We start from the raw sequence: 18,462 nt of genomic DNA on the forward strand, positions 1-18,462 counted from the left end.
TTATCGTCGCTTTGTGCCTTGTCTGGAACAATTTTAGCGATCAGCAGTGCCTATTTGCGAATGTTCAACACGCCCTAATTGTTAAATAATAATTGAATAATGAAAAAGGCTAAAATAAGTTGTTGACTATGATAGCATTTTTTTGCGCTCATGGTTGACTTAAGCGCTTATTATAAACGCATTTCAATCCCGCGCGCTGCCATGTATTGCTTGGCCTCTTGTACGCTATACTCACCGAAGTGAAAGATGCTGGCGGCGAGTACCGCATCGACGCCGCCTTCAAGTACGCCATCGACTAAGTGCTGTAGATTACCGACACCGCCTGAAGCGATAACCGGAATGTTGACCTGATCGGTAATATGCTTCATTAGCGCTAAGTCATAGCCTTTTTTGGTACCATCACCATCCATCGAGGTGACCAATAGCTCGCCTGCGCCAAGCTCTGCCATTTTACGTGCCCAAGCGACGGCATCGATCCCGGTAGGCTTGCGGCCACCATGAGTGAAAATCTCCCAGCGTGGCACTTTTATGCCATTGATGTCGATATCGGCAACGCGCTTGGCATCGATGGCGACGACAATACATTGATTACCAAATTTCTGCGCAGCTTCACCGACGAATTCAGGTGTAAAAACCGCGGCTGAATTAATCGCCACCTTATCAGCGCCAGCATTGAGCAGATTGCGAATATCGCTAATTTTACGTACGCCGCCGCCTACGGTGAGTGGCACAAAGACGCTCTCCGCCATGCGCTCAACCGTATGGTAAGTGGTATCACGCGCATCGCTGGTGGCGGTAATATCTAAAAAGGTAATCTCATCTGCGCCTTGCTCATTATAGCGGCGGGCGACTTCGACAGGGTCGCCAGCATCGATAATATCGATGAATTGTACGCCTTTGACCACCCGGCCATTATCAACGTCCAAACAAGGAATGATACGCTTTGCTAACATAGGGCCTTTCACCTTATAATCAATGCATTCAAGGCGCTAGTCTACCAAAATCATTGCCATATCAGGCAGGTTTTCGCTAAATTTATCTGCTTTTAGTGACTGTTTACTCAGACCGCGTATAATTACCGGCATTACCTGCCAAATTCGCCTTATTTCTTTATTTTATTCTATTGCCACAAGTGAGATATCATGTCCGTCTATACCCAGTTAACCGATGATCAATTTGCTGCCTTTTGCGCAAGCTTTGGCGTGTCCTTTGTCCGCGCTATTCCTATTACCCAAGGCATCAAAAACTCGAACTGGTTTATTCAGACTACCGATGATGCTGAGGGCGATTACTCTTACGTCTTCACCTTGTTTGAAGAGCGCCCGCCAGAAGATATCGAAAAAATGGCGGTCATTCTTAATCAGTTAGACGGTGAGCTACCCGTTGCTGCCCCTTTAGCTTTGATTGAAGACAGTATGGGTAATAATGAAAATAGTGAAGATAAACGCTATGTCATTCGTTATGAAGATAAGGCCATCACTATCGTGCCGTGCCTGGCAGGCGCGCATCCGCAAGAGACCACGCCGGCGATGTGTCATGAGATCGGCGCGGCGTTAGCGATGCTGCATGAAACCCTGCAAGCGCTACAACCGGCACAAGACTACGGCGTGCCCCTCTATCCGTGGAGCGAGGTGCGCGACCGTGAAATGCAGTTTATGCCTGGCGATGAAGCCAAGCTGATGCGTGATATCTGGCAGGCATACGCGGATTTGCCTTTAGCTGAGCTGCCGCAAGGTCTATGCCATCTTGATATGTTTGCGGATAATACGCTATGGAACTTAGCAAGAGACAATGAGACATTAACGGGGCTGCTTGATTTTACTGAGGTCAGCGTCGAGCATTATGTGATGGATATCGCCATTACGATTAATGACTTTTGTACTACGTGGGGCGACGCTGAGCAAGGCGAAACGGTAAATTTTGATCGCCAAAAAATGAGCGCTTTTTTGCAAGGCTACGAGTCCAAACGCGCGCTGACTGATGATGAAAAGCAGGCCATGCCAGTGATGCTTGCCAAAGCGGCAGTGATTTTCTGGCTACTGCGCCTTAACGTCATCTACTACAATCGTTCTGAGGGGCGTACCGGCGACAACATCATGGTCAAAAACCCTGACCTGATGAAGCGCCTTGCCGCTTATCATTGGGCGCAGGTCGAAAAAGCGCAAGATTCGGTGTTTGTGCTAGAGCATACCCGCTATGAGGATGATAATAGCGATAATGACATCGAAGATTTTAAACTCATTGGCGTGTTTACAAGCTTAGAGCAAGCAAAAGCCGCGATCGCACAATTAACCACGCAGCCAGGCTTTAAAGACTATCCTAACGGCTTTCATATCGATGAATATCCGCTGGATCAAATCAACTGGTCATCAGGGTTTGTGGTTTACTAAGTTGGTTTGTACCTTTTTATCAGCTAATAAAAATATCTTTATGGTAAAGGCAGCGCTATTGTGACATTACTGGTGATAAAAATGTTGATCGCAAACAAGCGAGGTAAGGCTAAGCCTACGCGCGCAATCAATAAACGCGTGGCTGCAAGCTCTACGTTGCCAAATATTTCACCCCTTCACGCAGTACCTTCTAAGGATAACTCTATGAGCGATCAAGTCGACAACTGGCATAAGCTGGCGCGCTACGATACCAATATGCAAGGCGAGCTGCACGCCAACTTGCTCCGTAACAACGGCATCACCGTGTCTTTACAGCCGCTCAGCGCTATTCCCGGGATGAATTCTGGCGTAGTGCTCTGGGTGGAGGTAAGCGATTTGGCGCAGGCTCAGCGTATCTTAAGCAGTGTTGAGGACGATAGCGACGGCGAGGCGTTACTTAATACTATGAGCGATGCAGAATTAGGAATAGTGACCGATACGGCGATAAATAGTACAAATTCAGATAATCAGGGCGGTAATCGATAAATGTGTCAGCTTTTAGGAATGAACTGTAACACCCCAACAGATATTGGCTTTAGCTTTGCAGGATTTCGCAAGCGCGGCGGGATGACGGACAGTCATGAAGATGGCTTTGGCATTGCTTTTTTTGAGCGTAGTGAATGCGCGGTGCAAAACGACTCAACCGGTTTGCGCCTATTTCATGACAACCGTCCGAGTCACTTGTCGCCAGTGGCCGATTTGGTCAATAACTATCCGATCAAGGCCATGAATGTCATTGCGCATATTCGTAAAGCCACCCAAGGACAGAACTGCCTTGCCAATGCGCATCCCTTCGTGCGTGAGGTCTGGGGCGAGCAGTGGGTATTTGCGCATAATGGTCAGATGAATAAAGCCTTTATCGAGCGCTGTCAGCGGCTACAAGACAATGGTAACGCCGGGCATTGTCAGCCTGTCGGCTCGACCGATTCTGAAATGGCGTTTTGTTATTTGATTAACCGTCTTAAAAGTACATTTAAATCGCGTCCCGATGATAAGACGCTGTTTAACTTTTTGACGACCCAATGCCGTTATCTGTCCGCTAATGGGCTATTTAACTGCCTGATATCCAATGGGCGTTGGCAATTGGCTTATGCCGGCAGCTTACTGTTTTATCTCACCCGTCAAGCACCATTTGGTGAGGCTAAACTAGCGGATGATGACTTGGCCATTAACTTTGGCGATGTCACCACCGATACCGATAAAGTGACAATATTAGTCACCGTACCTTTGACCGAAAATGAAAAATGGCAACAAATTGCGGTTAATGAGTGCCTAATCTTTCAAGATGGCGAGATACTATTTAAAGACAGTCCAAGTCAGCGTAAGTTCTTGACGATTGAGGAAGGGATTGCGATTGCGCGGTCAGTCGGGGCGAGTGTTTAGGTGATTATGCTAAATAAACCCCACAACACCGCTTAAACTTCTCACCAGACCCGCAGATACACGGCTGCTTTTGTGTCACGCTCATCGCGACCGTTGGATCTAAAAAGAACCAAGTCTCATTAACAGCCTCATCTTTTACTTTTACAAAAGTAGAGCGCTCATGATGCGCCGCTTGCTGAGCATCCGCTGTCGTGTAAAACGCCTTAAACTCAACTTGCGCGTGACGCTTACCAAGCTTTGGCGTGTGTTGAATAATCTCTAATCCTGCCCAAGGCGTCTGTTTCGCCCAGTCCTCAATCGCTGCAACATCAAGTAAACTCTGCTGGGCAGGCAAGGTAGTGGTAACGATATACTCGGGTAAAACTTTGACAAAGGCGCTATAGCGAGTGCGCATCAGCCGCTCTGCAGTTTCCGCTTTTTTTAGCCCTTTATGATACGGCTGACAGCAGTCGCTATAAGCGATAGGTTGACTCAAAGAGTTTGGGGTGGGCGAGACTTGGCAAGGACATAGGGTCATAATTTACTCTACTATTGTTTCGTTTACTTATTCAGTTTAACGCAAATAATCTTCTAATATTGCAGGCAATATGCCTACTCTTAATTGGGCCCAAGGCTCAGGATTACGTAACTGCTGCCAAAACTCAGTTACAGGCGGCGCAAAATAGATAAGTAGCGCAATAAGTACATACAATAATAGATACCACCATTTATCCTTATGCTGATAAAACTTCATCGCTGTGCCTGATGAGCGCTTCATTTTCATATTTGATAAGTTAACGCTATACAGCTCATCGAGCAGCAAATGCACCATCGCCCCAGTGAACAAAAACAGGCCGTAAAACCAGCTGGCGCTCAAGGAAGCTTGTAGCACGTAATAGCTCAAACATGTCAACCCTAAGCCTAGTATCATCATATAGGGTACGGAGTGGATGACGCCGCGATGCACAGTTAAGTTGGTAAAGATATAGAACACCACATAACGCATGAACGCGTAGCCTGCCAGCCACAAAACCATCAGTGATAATAAGCTTAGCTCACTGCGCCAATGCATAACCAGAGCAAAGGCAAAGACGAACGAGATCAGATTAAACCCAAGCTTAATCGGCGTCGAGTTGTCCGAGTCCAGATCAGGTAGCAGACCGCCGACTGTGCCTAGCATTACGCACATCAAAAATCCAGAATCATCGATCAGTCCCGCTTTATACACAGTTAAGCTTGCTACCCCACTTGCCATAAATGCGACGTTTAAGTGGGTATTAAAATTTGCCATGTTTCTTTTTTATCCGTTATCTCGTTATTCATCATCTCTTGATAAGACGTACAGCCTGTTTGCCTAGCGCCAAAAAAGCGCTCTATGATAGCATAGGCCACTTTGCTATAGGCTCTAAGATAATTACTGCGACGATGCTTACTATGACTACTTCTACTTCTACTTCGACAAATCACAATTTTGCTAGCGCTCTTACTGAGCGGCGATTAGAGGCCAGCTTTGCCAATATCGATTGGCACGCGCCTTGGCTATATCATTTAAGTCAGCTTGATTATCTTAGTAAAACGATAAGCAGTTTAAGCCGCTCGTCTGACAATCAAGTGAATTCGGATAGGTATATTAACGATAATCAGCAAACAGCTCGTATCGCTAAAGTATTAAACCAAGCGCTAACGCAGCAAGGCGCGGCGGATAAACAGTCGCTACCTAGGACTAAACCTAGCGCTGATAATCACCCTCATACTCTTCAGTTTGTCTCTCAAAACGCATTGCCCGATGGCGAAGCTTACGAGCAGTTCATTGGCACCACTGGCAAGATTCCGACGCGCGATAACCTACATGATTTATTTAACGGCAGTATTTGGCTCACCTTTCCCAAGACCAAGGCCATGCTCAATTATCATCACATGCTTGAGATTGCCAAATGTAGTGAAGAGCCAACTGGTAGTAAAAACCGTGGCCGCGTGCGCGATACCATCAATGGTATGACGTACACCACTTTTAACTTGCGCAACCGTGGCCGCGTGCGCGATACCATCACCGTGTTTGATGAGAACGGTGCAATTTTAGTGACCTCTGATACTAGCATTGGTGAGGCTTTGATCGACTTTGATTGGCAAAACAGTCTAGTCAAACCAAGAAAGTATTGGGATAAAATGGATAGCCCTAGCAAAGACGCTAAAGCTGCGGTTTATATTTTTGGTCATGCCCTCCTTGAGCAATTGATAGCGCCGCGTAAGCCGTTGTGCGCGCATAGTGTGGTCATTCACGTTAGCCAAGATTTCTTTGCTTTGTCAACGAAGCAGCGCATCGCCTTTTTGGATGATAAATTGGCTGATTATATGAATGAATTATTATCAAAGGACGCAGTCACACCGCGTCATTTATCGCCATTGCCCATTTTAGGTGTGCCGCATTTTTGGTCCGACAATAGCGAGGTCAGCTTTTATGAGGACACTTTTGTCTTTCGTAGCGGTCGCCATCGGCCCAAAGGACGTTAGCAGTGACTCATAGACCTTTCAGCTGCCTTTTCTTAAGGCTTATTTCGGTTACGATTCTGCCACCATATGCCTACGCCTAGACGTTAACAAACGCCTACTTATTTGTTATGGTAAAAGAACGCTGCTGCTAACAGCAAAAGGAACGCACACCTATTTTGTTGAGCAAGCGCCTTATTAAACTCAATTAAACTGATGTTATTATTTAAGTAAATCCTGCAGATCTATTTTTCTACTTGCCAACTACAAATGTTGTCATGTATGAAAAAGATAGCTCAGACAGATCCATTAGCCACCGTTATAACAATAATTTCTACCCTGTAGATAAGGAAGCTACCATGAGTGATATTTTTAATGTAAAAGACACCATTTCGGTCGATGGCAAGGAGCATGCCTATTATAGCTTGCCCAAACTTGCCGAGACTTATGACAATATCAATACGCTACCATACTGTATGAAAGTCGTGTTAGAGAATCTACTGCGTAACGAAGATGATGGTCAGTCTGTCGGCAAAAACCATATCGAAGCAGTGGCCAACTGGGACGCTGGCGCTGAGGCGTCCAAAGAGATTGCCTTTATGCCAGCACGCGTGGTGCTGCAAGATTTCACCGGCGTGCCATCAGTCGTCGATTTAGCAGCGATGCGCGATGCAGTGGTTGAGCTTGGCGGGAAGGCTGAGCAGATTAACCCATTTATCCCTAGTGAGCTGGTCGTTGACCACTCGGTACAAGTGGATGCTTATGGCCGTGAGGATGCGCTGGACCTAAATGAGAAGATTGAGTTTAAGCGCAACAATGAGCGTTATGAGTTTCTCCATTGGGGCCGAAATGCCTTTGAGAACTTTGTCGTTGTCCCGCCAGCGACGGGTATCGTGCACCAAGTCAACCTTGAGTATCTTGCGCGCGTGGTCATGGCAGCAGAGGTCGATGGCGAGCTGACGGCCTATCCTGACACGGTATTTGGTACCGACAGTCACACGACGATGATTAATGGTATCGGTGTGCTTGGTTGGGGCGTTGGCGGTATCGAAGCTGAAGCGGCGATGCTTGGTCAGCCGTCTTCGATGCTCATCCCGCAAGTGGTTGGTTTTGAGCTGACAGGCAAACTCAGTGAAGGCGTCACCGCGACGGATTTGGTATTGCGTGTGGTCGAGATGCTACGGGCGCATGGCGTGGTCGGTAAGTTTGTCGAATTCTACGGTGAAGGCTTGCATCAAATGCCATTAGCGGATCGGGCGACGATTGCTAATATGTCGCCAGAATATGGCGCGACTTGTGGTATCTTCCCGATTGACCAAATGGCGATTGACTATCTGCGTCTATCAGGCCGTGACGAAGCGCAAATTGAGTTGGTCGAAAAATATGCCAAGGCGCAAGGCTTATGGCATGATGCCGATACGCCAGCGGCGACCTACTCAAGTAAGCTAGAGCTTGATCTGTCCTCTGTCCAGCCAGCACTGGCAGGGCCGAACTTGCCACAGCAGCGTATCAACCTGTCTGATATGCACGAAAAATTCGGCGAAACGCTTGAGAAGATGACCAAAGACCGCAAGGCAGAAGTTGAAGGCAAGGTACGCTTTGATCAAGAAGGCGGTGAGCAAGAGCAAGCCAAAAATCTAGCAGCTAAGCCGAAAAACTGCGATGAGGATGGTAACTTTTGTAGTATCGTTGACATTAACGATGAGAAGTATAAGTTACGTGACGGCGCGGTGGTGATTGCTGCGATTACCTCTTGTACCAACACCTCAAACCCAGCGGTCATGCTCGGTGCTGGACTGGTCGCCAAAAAAGCGGCGGCAAAAGGCCTTAAAGCCAAACCTTGGGTCAAAACCTCATTGGCACCTGGCTCAAAAGTGGTGACGGATTATTTAGAAAAAACCAAACTGATGGATGAGCTAGAAAAAACAGGCTTTTATTTGGTCGGTTATGGTTGTACCACTTGTATCGGTAACTCAGGACCATTGCTTGAAAGTATCGAACAAGGTATCGAAGAAAACGACTTAGTCGCCTCAGCGGTGCTCTCTGGTAACCGTAACTTTGAAGGTCGTATTCACTCACACGTCAAGGCCAGCTACCTAGCATCGCCGCCATTGGTTGTCGCTTATGCCTTAGCAGGTACAGTCGATATTGATTTAACCACCCATCCGCTCGGTCAAGATCAAGACGGCAATGATGTCTATCTAAAAGACATTTGGCCAACGTCAGATGAAATCAACGAGCTGATTGCCAATAATATCGATGCTGATATGTTCCGTAAAAACTATGGTGAAGTGTTCGATGGTAGTAAAGAATGGAACGCGATTAGCTCAGCCGATAGTCAGCTATATCCATGGGATGAAGGCTCAACGTACATCAAAAATCCACCGTTCTTCGATGGTATGACCATGGAGCCAGAGGGTATCCCTGATATCGAAGGTGCGCGTATCTTAGGTCTGTTTGGTGACTCAATCACCACCGACCATATCTCACCTGCGGGCAATATTGATCCAAATTCACCAGCAGGTAAGTACCTGCAAGAGCGCGGCGTCATGGAAGCGGACTTCAACAGTTATGGCTCACGCCGTGGTAATGATGCAGTCATGACTCGTGGTACCTTTGCCAATATCCGTATCAAAAACCAAATGATGTGCGGCAAAGAAGGCGGTTATACCTATTACTTCAAAGATGACAAGTCGACGCTACAAGATGGCGAAGAAATGGCCATCTATGATGCAGCGATGAAGTATAAAGAAGATAAACGTCCACTCGTCGTCCTCGGCGGGGCGGAGTATGGCTCAGGCTCTAGCCGTGACTGGGCAGCGAAGGGTACCATTCTGCTTGGCGTAAAAGCGGTACTCACCACTTCATTTGAGCGTATTCACCGTTCAAACCTAGTTGGTATGGGTGTGCTGCCATTGACTTTCAAAGATGGCGAAGACGCTCAAACCTACAAGCTCGATGGCTCTGAAGTGCTCAGCATCACTGGCCTAAACAATGGCGAGAGCAAAACCGCTCAAGTCACTGCCACCCGTGCCGATGGCTCGACTGAAACCTTTGAGGTCAATGTCGGCCTGCAGACACCAAAAGAGCGCGAATATGTGCGTCATGGCGGCGTACTGCACTATGTATTGCGTCAGCTCGCAAGTGACAGTAAAAACGCTGCGTAATGGTTGATTAGAGTTTATATAATACAAAGCCCATTCGCAATGAGTGGGCTTTTTTGTGTCTGCTTGCTTTTTAATTACGGTATGATCAGTCGTTTTGTGGTTGGGGTGCTGATCCTGCTTTTCGCTACTATCCGCTGCTAGAATTTGCAAGAATGCAAATTCTCTTGCACTCGGACAAAGCAGTGCTTTGTTATTTCCTCGCTCAGGGCTAGCGGTGATATCGTGTTCTTGCTGAGATTTATCGTGGTTTAAGTAGGTCTATATATCATGGTGCGCATGGCGCACCCTACACCAGACTTATTTCTTCGAGATGATTTTCGATATGAAGAGGGATTTGTAGGGGTAGGTTAGTCCAAGCGTAACCCGCCTAATTAATAACTATTAACTGGGATAAAACGCCTTTACATCATTCTCTACGAGAACTCAAAAAGCCCAACTCACATGCTAAGCACCCTTAGCCCTTCTCAGTAAGCAACTTAATCCCCAGCCCAATAAACACCGCACCGCTGATCTTATTCAGGATAGTCTCAATCGCTGGGTTTTCGCGTAGCTTTTTACTAAATCTTGACGCCAGTAGTGCCAAGCATAAGCACCACACTAAGCCGGTTACGGCAAAGGTAAGACCTAATACCAAGAATGATAGCGTGCTATGCGCGTAGCTTGAATCGATAAACTGCGGAAAAAAGGCAAGGAAGAATAGCGCGACTTTTGGGTTAAAGGTATTGGTTAAGACGCCTTGCTTATATATTTTGCCGTAATTAAGTCGCTTTGCTGACGCGGCCTTATCATTAGTAGGTAAGCCTTTTGCTATGACAGAGTCTGATTTTTGCGTGAGCATCTTGACCCCTAAGTAGCATAAGTAGATGGCCCCAATATATTTAACAAGGGTAAAGGCTAATGGCGAGTTGGCTAAGATAATCGACAACCCTAGCGCTGCTAATACGGTGTGTACTAGTATTCCGGTGACAATACCTAACACTGAGTATAAACCCGCTTTGTTCCCTTGTGAGACACTGCGTGTGATGATATACATGGTATCAGTGCCTGGGGTAAGGTTTAATAAAATCGCTGCCATGACAAAACCTAGATAGTTCTCGATACCAAACATAGCGATACGCCTTTTATTTTATTATTTGAGCTTATTATTTTTTTGATGAGGTCAGCTATTAACAGCAAAGACAGTGGCATCTGCACCAGAACAATAGCAAATACTGACGCTAAACCCACAGATAAACCCCCTTTTATACGTCTAAAAAGTTATCATCAACACTTTTTATTGCTTTAACTTTTCTTTAACAGTATTTTCAACCTATCCTATCAGACAACCGCTAAGCTGAGTACCTCATGAGTAGACGCGATCTTATTATTTTTATTAGCTTATCCTTTATGTGGTCGCTATCCTTTATATTTTATAGAGTCGGCGTGCCTGAGTTTGGCTCAATGTCGTTTGCTAGCTTGCGCGTCATATTTGCCGGTATCACGATGCTGGCTTTTGTGATGTTCAATCCTTCTCATTTAGCTGCGGTTCGGCAGCACTGGAAACTACTGACGGTAGTGGGACTAGTCTCTACAGCGATACCGTTTGTTTTATTCTCTTATGCCGCTCAAGCCGTGAATGCTGGAGTGCTCGCGGTGCTCAATGCTGCGGTACCGATGATGAGCGGCTTTATCGCTAGCACCTTTTTCAATGATAAGCTGTCAAAAAAGCAAACGCTTGGCTTATTTATCGGTATAGCTGGGGTGATTATCCTGATGAGCGAGAGCTTATTTGGCGGCGCGGTTACGGACTTAAGCTCAGGGCTATTGCCAATGGGCTATGCATTACTCGGCTGTGTCGGTTATGCAGTAGGGGCAAACGTCACCAAAAATTATTTGCAAGACACCTCGCCTGTTGCTATCACTATTGGCGCGATGCTGATTGCTAGTGTGGTAATGCTGCCGGTGGCGATTTATGAGTTCCCGTATGGTCAGACTATCAGCGTTAAGGCTTGGGTATCAGTGGTGTGTATCGGTGTATTCTCAACAGCTATCGCTTTTATCTTTATCAATGAGCTAATCAAGAGTATCGGACCGATGCGGGCGACCAGTATTACGCTCGTGATTCCGATATTTGCCATTATCTTTGGTTATATCTTACTAGGTGAAGCTTTGGATACGGCTGCCATTATAGGGTCAGCGGTGATACTTATCGGCACTTATTTATCACTGAACTTATCTTTGGCCAGCTTTACGAAGTCCTCGCCGTCATTAGATGTAGAGCATTGATAGCGCTATACAAAAAGCTTGACGCACAAAAAAGCTCAATCCTAATAAATTAAGGATTGAGCTTTTCTTTGTTTTAACCAATCAAATTTATGATAAGTCTAGTTTATCGTACATTATCACCATAAGTGACGATAGGACGATCTAAGCGATGGCTAGTAGCCGCGCTTTTTGCACCTGCTATAGCAGCTACGAAAGTTAAGATCGCACTGATTAACCAAAATAGACCACTGTATAGAGCCGCTTTACGAGCAACTTCTTCAGCATTAATAATACAGTTAAGTATAAAAACAAAGCCATCGTGTATAGGAGTGTTAAGCAATGTGAAAGAATCGAGCAAGTGTAAAGTTGTGTTGATACTGCGTGAGTTTTATACTCAATTTCCTATGGTAGATTATTGATATATATAGATATATAGATTAGTTATAGCGAATGAACCGCTTTTGGATCAGTTAAGAGATACATCAAACTATATAAAATGAAGACATAAAAAAAGCTCAGTCATCAAAGATGACTGAGCTTTTCGTAGTGTATCTATTAGTCTTATCAGATGCTATACAGCAAAAGCGCTAATAAATGACGCCAAATAGTGGCGTCCCCAGGGGGATTCGAACCCCCGTTACCGCCGTGAAAGGGCGGTGTCCTAGGCCTCTAGACGATGGGGACGCATAGAGTGTCACAGCGGCTATCTTTCAATAGGGCTACAACGGTACTGCACAATATCAGAGCGCTTATTTTATAGAAACAAGCCTTGCCTAGGTGCTGATACTGCTTCTTAACTGTGTTATCTAAAAGCTGTTTTATCTAAAAATAGCTTTTGACGATAAAAGTATGGTGGAGCTAAACGGAGTCGAACCGTTGACCCCTTGCATGCCATGCAAGTGCTCTACCAACTGAGCTATAGCCCCTCGTTAAGAGTGAGCGTATTTTAGGTAAGTTATGTCGTGCTGTCAATAACTATTTTTGAAAAATAGCAAATATACTAAAAAATAGCTGACAGGTGCGCGAGGCGCACCCTACCAAAAAAATAATACTTAAATAAACTACTCGCTATCAGCAGCCAAAAAGTCCGGTAGATCCGCCGCTTTTTTCTCAAGCTTTTTGAGTTTCTTTTTACCTAATCCGCCAAGCACCTCAACCGCGTGGCGCAAGCGGTTTAAGGTCATATCCGCGCCGATGATCCACATCGAGTTCATCACTGGTGTGGAGGAGGAGCTACCAGCGATAGCGATAAAGAAAGGCGCAATAAAGTCGCGCATCTTAATATCGAGCGCAGCAGATAAGCCTTTGATAGTGGCATAAATACTATCTTCTGACCATTCAGGTAATGACTCAAGCTGCCATAGTGTTAATTGGAGAATCTCCATGATTTGCTCAGGCGTGAGATTTTTGTGCTCAAAGTCGTCGCTGGTAATCTCAGGTAGGTTTTGGAAATAAAAACCACCCCAATTGACCGCGTCAGAGAGCAGCTCGATACGCGGCTGAATGGCGGCTGCCATTGCCGTAAGCTTATCGCTGTTATTCGCCCAATCGAGGATTTTGGTTTTTAGTTCTTCAGGCGTGAGCTCGCGTAGCCATTCGCTGTTCAGCCAATTGAGCTTTTCGATATCGAAGATAGGGCCGCCCAAAGAGACGCGCTGGATATCGAAGCTGGCTATCATCTCATCAAGCGTGAACTTCTCTTCATCATTCGGCATCGAGTAGCCCATACGGCCTAAGTAGTTGAGCAGCGCCTCTGGCAGCACGCCAGCATCACGATAATAAGTAATAGAGGTTGGGTTCTTGCGCTTAGACAGCTTGGATTTGTCCGGGTTACGTAGCAGCGGCATGTGACACAGTACTGGCATCTCCCAACCAAAATAGTCATAGAGCAGTTGATGCTTAGGCGCAGAGTTCAGCCATTCCTCGCCACGCATGACATGACTGATCTGCATCAAGTGGTCATCGACGACGTTGGCTAAATGATACGTCGGCAGGCCATCGGTCTTGAGCAGCACTTGCATATCGACTTGCTCCCACGGAATCTCAACGGTACCGCGTAGCATGTCTTCGACCCGACAAACGCCTTCGGTAGGCACACGCATACGGATCACAAACGGCTTACCCGATTCGGCAAGCTTGTCCGACTCTGCGCGCGGCAGGTCAGCATAACGACCGTCATAGCGCGGCGTCTCACCGCGCGCCATTTGCTCAGCTCGCATCGCATCTAGCTCCTCAGGCGTACAAAAGCAGCGAAACGCGTGATCATTATCGAGCAGCTTTTGCGCGTGTTCTTTATAAATATCCGCGCGCTCGCTTTGACGATAAGGCGCATGGGGTCCGCCGACATCAGGACCTTCCGCCCAGTCCAGTCCCACCCAACGTAGCGCATCCAAGATCATCTGCTCGGAGGCCTCAGTGGAGCGCGCCTGATCGGTATCTTCGATACGCAGGATAAACTCGCCGCCATGCGCCTTGGCAAAGGCTAAATTAAACAGCGCAATATAAGCGGTGCCGACGTGCGGAAAGCCAGTAGGGGAGGGCGCAATACGAGTACGCACAGGACGAGTGGCAGGGGCTAGATGGTGTAAAGTGTGTGAAGTATGTGAAGTGGTTTGCATCAGGTCGCCTTACATAGAATGATCAGTTAAAAAAATTGCTTATTGCTTTAGAAATGGAGTGAAGACGGTTATAACTAACCGCAAAAAATAGCGTAAAATAGAGCGCTATTATAACAGACAGCCAAGATATTTTTGGCGAAAAGCCCAGTTGGTGCTTGACTCGCTGTGTATCCTTGCGATAATAACGCTAGCGAGGCATAACTTGTTTATTTTTATCCTGTTTTTTTACAACATTATTGGCCCATAGGGTCGTCATCTATTGAGTTATTTGTGTCATTATCGAAGCCAAAGCCCAGTCCAAAATTAGCTGCCCAAGCAGCAACGCAGTCTGCTACTGCTAATGAATCAGAGTTTAGTCATCAAGCGGTGCTGCTAGAAGAAGCGGTCGCGGCGGTACTTGGTGTCAAATCACTGCCGAAAGCCAGTAGCGACAACAGTCTACAAGCGCGCGGCATCTATGTCGATGCGACTTTTGGGCGCGGTGGTCATAGCCGCCTGCTACTCTCGCAATTGGCTGACGATGCCAAGCTCATTGTCTTCGATAAAGATCCGACAGCGATTGCTGTGGCTAATGAATTGGCAGCTACAGATAACCGCGTAACCGTTGTGCATGATAGCTTTGCCACTTTGACAGATAGCTTAGCTGCGCTTGGTATTAGTCAAGTTGATGGGCTCATGGCAGATCTAGGTATCTCCTCGCCGCAGATAGATGATGGTAGCCGCGGCTTTAGTTTTATGCGTGATGGCGCTGTCGATATGCGTATGGATACCAGCCGTGGTCAGCCGGTTGCTGATTGGCTTGCGCAAGTCGATGATGAGACTTTGGCCAACGTGTTATACGAGTTTGGTGAGGAGCGCCACAGCCGCCGTATTGCGCGTGCAATCAAGCAGATGGACAGCTATGAGTCGACGCTTGCGCTGGCGGAGGTCATCAAAGAGGCGCATCCGAACTGGCAACGCGGTAAACATCCGGCGACGCAGAGCTTTCAGGCGATGCGCATCTTTATCAATAATGAGCTTGGCGATGTTGATAGCTTTTTGACGCAGAGCCTTAGGGTATTAAAGACGGGTGGTCAGCTGTCGGTGATCAGCTTTCACTCATTAGAGGATCGCCGCATTAAGCAGTTTTTGCAGCGCCATAGTAAGGGGCAGTATCCTGAGGACGAAAACCTGCCGATGCCGCCTAAGCGTCCGCGTTACTTTAATAAACCTAAGCGTATCGGCCCAAGCAAATCTGAGATCGCTCAAAACCCGCGCTCGCGTAGTGCTTGGCTACGTGCGGCGACTCGTACTGATATCGCTTATGAGCACCAATTTGATTGAGCGTTGAATCACTATAAGGTTTTACGGTGATCAAATAGTTAGTTAAAACTGAAAATCTCTTTATAGTAAAAATACAAAATTGCAAAAACATAAGGTTTTCAGCCATCGTTGCTTAGTATAATGTGGCAACGGATACGTAACCGTTAAAAAGCCGTAAGTAATGGCAGTTAAACTAACCTGCTAGTTACTATTGAGTTGTACTAAAAAATAGCTGTTCGTTTTTATTTATCTTTAAGTCCACCTTTTTGAGATCGTCATGGCAATATCTGGCAAACCTAAATCTGGCCGCGTAGCAAGCCCAACTCATAGCGATGTGGGCGAAATGTTTGCACAGCGTTTTAGTGTAATAAATATCTATGTAATGGTGCTATTACTGCTTGCGGCGGGTATTGTCTGGAGTGGTATCAAAACAGCTGAGGCAGTGCAACAATACCATCAGGACTATAAAACTTTGCAAGATATGAAAAAACAACAGCGCAAATTGCAAGTAGAGCATCAACGCTTGCTCATTGAGCAGCAAACCTTTAGTGCCACACCGCAGATTGCTAGCCGCGCAGTTGCAGAACTAGGCATGTACTCGCCGACGCTAAAAGACAAGCTCATTATTCAGCCGGGCGCTCCGGTGATAGCAGGCGACTCTTTTGCTCGCGCTGATACTGATAATAGTAGTACTGATGTTGCCAATACTGATCTTAGCCCAGAAAGCCCGTCCGCTGCAGACTCTAGAGGGGATGGACAATGAGTAGCAAAAAGTCATCAACCGATAAAAAATCAGCTAGCGGTAAAGTAATAAAACCACTGCGCCCGGCCAATAAAGCAAAAGCGCAGCAAAAAGCTAAAGGTAACGCTCCTAGTGCGGGTAAAAAAATATTCTCCCGTAAGAAAAAGAGCGACGCGCAAGGCGCTTACACTAGCGTAAAGAACCGTAAATCGAAACGCACCATTATGAGTAAGGCCTCAGGTGCGTCTTCGCGCGGCGGCTTTGAATATGACAAAAACCGCTTTCGGATGGTATGGGCCATCGCCCTAACGGTGTTGGTGCTATTGATAGGCCGTGCCTATTATATTCAAGTTGCCAACGCCCAGTTTTATCAAGATAAAGGTAATGAGCTAATCACCAGCGAGCGCACACAAAAATCCTATCGCGGCATGATTACCGACCGCAATAATTTACCTTTAGCGGTCAGTGCACCACTCGCGACTGTCTCCTTTAGTCCGCACGACTATGCGCGCGAGTACTATGAGCTCAACCGAGTCATCATTGAAAACCCCAGTCAACCAGTACTACGAGCGCGGATGCAAAAGCGCTTGGATAATATGGATCTGACGGTATTGGCAGCCGCGGCTAATATTCCGGTAGCTGAGCTTGAAAAGGCCGCCGCTATCGATAAGAGCGTCGATGTCACCGATGATGAGGCGGTTAAAGCGGCTCTGCCTTCAGGCCCAGGTTCACACTACCTGCCATTACTCAATAAAGTCACTCCAGAGATCGCTCAAAGCGTCAGCTCGCTTGACTTCCCAGGCGTCTATGAGAAAAACTTCTTTCAGCGCTATTATCCTCAGCCGCAGCCCAACGCGCAGCTACTTGGCTTTATGGGTCAAAACGCCAATGATCCTGACGGCGGCTATGAGGGCCGCGCGGGTATCGAGCGTCAATACGAGCAAGCGCTAGCAGGAGAGGACGGTAAGGTCTTAGTGCTAAAAGATGCCAAGCAAAATAGTCTCAAAGAGATTAAGCAATTAAAGCCAGAAGTCGCAGGCAAAGATGTGGCTTTGACTATTGATTCGCGCTTGCAGTACCTGCTTTATAAAGAATTAGAGAAAGCTGGACGTTTGCAGCAGGCGCGTTGGTCGACGGGTATGATAGTAGACGTGCAAAACGGTGAGGTATTAGCCTTGTCGACTTGGCCTTCTTTTAACTCCAATAATCTCAATGAGATGACCGGTGAAAACCAGCGCAATCGGGCGCTACTAGATACCTTTGAGCCAGGCTCAGTGATGAAACCTTTCACAGTGGCAGCGGCGCTTGATTCAAAAAAATACACCGCCAACTCAATGATTGATACCAACCCAGGCTCAATACGCGTTCGCGGCTATACGATTCGTGATCATAACAATTTGGGGGTGATTAACCTTGCCACTTTATTACAAAAATCAAGTAACGTTGCGTCAACGAAAATCGCCTTAGCACTGCCGCCTGATGGTATCACTAGTATGCAAAAGAAATTTGGTTTTGGCGCTAAGACCCCGCTACAGTTCCCAGGCGAGGGTAGTGGTAATGTCACTACACCTAAAGAAAAAGAAACCGCGCGCCGTGCTACGGTCAGTTATGGCTATGGTATGGAAGCGACACTTGCGCAAGTCGCGCAAGCTTATGCGGCATTAGCGGCAGGCGGGGTCATGCATCCTTTAACCTTGACTAAGACCAACAAACCGCTGCCTAGTAAGCGCATCATGGAGCATGATCAGGCGATGGCCATCGTCGAGATGCTTGAGTCAGTAACGCTGCCCGGTGGTACCGCAAAAGCGGCGAACATCGATGGCTACCGCGTCGCTGGCAAGACCGGTACCTCGCGCCGTATCAACCCAGATGGCGGCTACTATACCGATCAGTATCGTAATATCTTCGCCGGTATGGCGCCTGCGTCCAACCCAAGGCTAGTCGGCGTTATCTTATTAGAAGATCCGCGCGGGCTGCATTATGCTGGACTAACTGCCGCTCCCGTCTTTCATAACGTAATGAAAGAGGCGCTACGCCTGTATAATGTGCCACTTGATAAGCCACTACAAACGCAAGAGCAGTAGCAAGCTTGAGGCTAAGCATTCACTTTA

14 protein-coding genes and 2 tRNA genes are annotated in these 18,462 nt (G+C 46.9%); 9 read left to right on the top strand and 7 right to left on the bottom strand.

Going from position 1 to position 18,462, the window contains the following annotated elements:
* Positions 1 to 170: 170 nt before the first annotated feature.
* Entirely contained in the window at positions 171 to 953 is a 783-nt protein-coding gene (hisF, locus tag AAEY83_RS07560) for an imidazole glycerol phosphate synthase subunit HisF (protein WP_025646785.1), read from the bottom strand.
* A 189-nt stretch (positions 954 to 1,142) separates the two neighbouring features.
* Here hisF and AAEY83_RS07565 point away from each other — a divergent pair, with 189 nt between their 5' ends.
* From AAEY83_RS07565 to AAEY83_RS07575, 3 genes are all read left to right on the top strand, one after another.
* Positions 1,143 to 2,390: a homoserine kinase gene (locus AAEY83_RS07565; RefSeq protein WP_025646784.1), complete on the top strand. Its 1,248-nt coding sequence runs from the start codon at positions 1,143 to 1,145 to the stop codon at positions 2,388 to 2,390.
* A 204-nt stretch (positions 2,391 to 2,594) separates the two neighbouring features.
* Positions 2,595 to 2,915: a hypothetical protein gene (locus tag AAEY83_RS07570; RefSeq protein WP_025646783.1), complete on the top strand. Its 321-nt coding sequence runs from the start codon at positions 2,595 to 2,597 to the stop codon at positions 2,913 to 2,915.
* The gene (locus AAEY83_RS07575; protein ID WP_025646782.1) at positions 2,916 to 3,812 is read left to right on the top strand and encodes a class II glutamine amidotransferase; all 897 of its coding nucleotides are present in this window, start codon (positions 2,916 to 2,918) and stop codon (positions 3,810 to 3,812) included.
* A gap of 4 nt (positions 3,813 to 3,816) precedes the next feature.
* Here the strand turns inward: AAEY83_RS07575 and AAEY83_RS07580 are convergent, their stop codons facing one another.
* Together AAEY83_RS07580 and AAEY83_RS07585 are read right to left on the bottom strand one after the other, a co-directional pair.
* The gene (locus tag AAEY83_RS07580) at positions 3,817 to 4,329 is read right to left on the bottom strand and encodes a YchJ family protein (RefSeq protein WP_025646781.1); all 513 of its coding nucleotides are present in this window, start codon (positions 4,327 to 4,329) and stop codon (positions 3,817 to 3,819) included.
* Positions 4,330 to 4,365: 36 nt separating this feature from the next.
* Entirely contained in the window at positions 4,366 to 5,082 is a 717-nt protein-coding gene (locus AAEY83_RS07585) for a metal-dependent hydrolase (RefSeq protein ID WP_025646780.1), read from the bottom strand.
* A 143-nt stretch (positions 5,083 to 5,225) separates the two neighbouring features.
* On the opposite strand from AAEY83_RS07585, the gene AAEY83_RS07590 reads away from it, so the two are divergent.
* Complete coding sequence (locus AAEY83_RS07590) at positions 5,226 to 6,302, top strand: DUF3025 domain-containing protein (protein WP_227501954.1); 1,077 nt, start codon at positions 5,226 to 5,228, stop codon at positions 6,300 to 6,302.
* A 335-nt stretch (positions 6,303 to 6,637) separates the two neighbouring features.
* Positions 6,638 to 9,445 carry an aconitate hydratase AcnA gene (gene acnA, locus AAEY83_RS07595; protein WP_025646778.1) on the top strand — a complete coding sequence of 936 codons (2,808 nt, stop codon included), beginning with the start codon at positions 6,638 to 6,640 and terminating at the stop codon, positions 9,443 to 9,445.
* A gap of 454 nt (positions 9,446 to 9,899) precedes the next feature.
* On the opposite strand, the gene AAEY83_RS07600 is transcribed toward acnA, so the two are convergent.
* The gene (locus tag AAEY83_RS07600) at positions 9,900 to 10,553 is read right to left on the bottom strand and encodes a LysE family translocator (protein WP_025646777.1); all 654 of its coding nucleotides are present in this window, start codon (positions 10,551 to 10,553) and stop codon (positions 9,900 to 9,902) included.
* Positions 10,554 to 10,789: 236 nt separating this feature from the next.
* Between AAEY83_RS07600 and AAEY83_RS07605 the strand changes: the two genes are divergently transcribed.
* Positions 10,790 to 11,710 carry a DMT family transporter gene (locus AAEY83_RS07605; protein ID WP_025646776.1) on the top strand — a complete coding sequence of 307 codons (921 nt, stop codon included), beginning with the start codon at positions 10,790 to 10,792 and terminating at the stop codon, positions 11,708 to 11,710.
* Between the two features lie 587 nt (positions 11,711 to 12,297).
* Here AAEY83_RS07605 and AAEY83_RS07610 read toward each other — a convergent pair.
* The 3 genes from AAEY83_RS07610 to gltX all read right to left on the bottom strand — a co-directional run bounded on the left by AAEY83_RS07610 (position 12,298) and on the right by gltX (position 14,307).
* Positions 12,298 to 12,373 (bottom strand) — tRNA-Glu (locus AAEY83_RS07610).
* A 166-nt stretch (positions 12,374 to 12,539) separates the two neighbouring features.
* Positions 12,540 to 12,615, bottom strand: a tRNA-Ala gene (locus AAEY83_RS07615).
* Between the two features lie 135 nt (positions 12,616 to 12,750).
* Positions 12,751 to 14,307: a glutamate--tRNA ligase gene (gltX, locus tag AAEY83_RS07620; RefSeq protein WP_051397496.1), complete on the bottom strand. Its 1,557-nt coding sequence runs from the start codon at positions 14,305 to 14,307 to the stop codon at positions 12,751 to 12,753.
* A gap of 270 nt (positions 14,308 to 14,577) precedes the next feature.
* Here gltX and rsmH point away from each other — a divergent pair, with 270 nt between their 5' ends.
* From rsmH to AAEY83_RS07635, 3 genes are all read left to right on the top strand, one after another.
* A complete protein-coding gene (gene rsmH / locus AAEY83_RS07625; protein ID WP_025646773.1) occupies positions 14,578 to 15,630 on the top strand; it encodes a 16S rRNA (cytosine(1402)-N(4))-methyltransferase RsmH in 1,053 nt (350 codons plus the stop codon).
* A 256-nt stretch (positions 15,631 to 15,886) separates the two neighbouring features.
* Positions 15,887 to 16,372: a cell division protein FtsL gene (gene ftsL, locus AAEY83_RS07630; RefSeq protein WP_025646772.1), complete on the top strand. Its 486-nt coding sequence runs from the start codon at positions 15,887 to 15,889 to the stop codon at positions 16,370 to 16,372.
* A complete protein-coding gene (locus tag AAEY83_RS07635) occupies positions 16,369 to 18,435 on the top strand; it encodes a peptidoglycan D,D-transpeptidase FtsI family protein (RefSeq protein ID WP_025646771.1) in 2,067 nt (688 codons plus the stop codon). The genes ftsL and AAEY83_RS07635 overlap by 4 nt, the downstream gene beginning before the upstream one ends.
* The last annotated feature ends 27 nt before the right edge of the window (positions 18,436 to 18,462 follow it).

Origin of the sequence: Psychrobacter sp. TB20-MNA-CIBAN-0197, assembly GCF_040309765.1 — a bacterium.
GTDB classification, from domain to species: Bacteria; Pseudomonadota; Gammaproteobacteria; order Pseudomonadales; family Moraxellaceae; genus Psychrobacter; species Psychrobacter submarinus.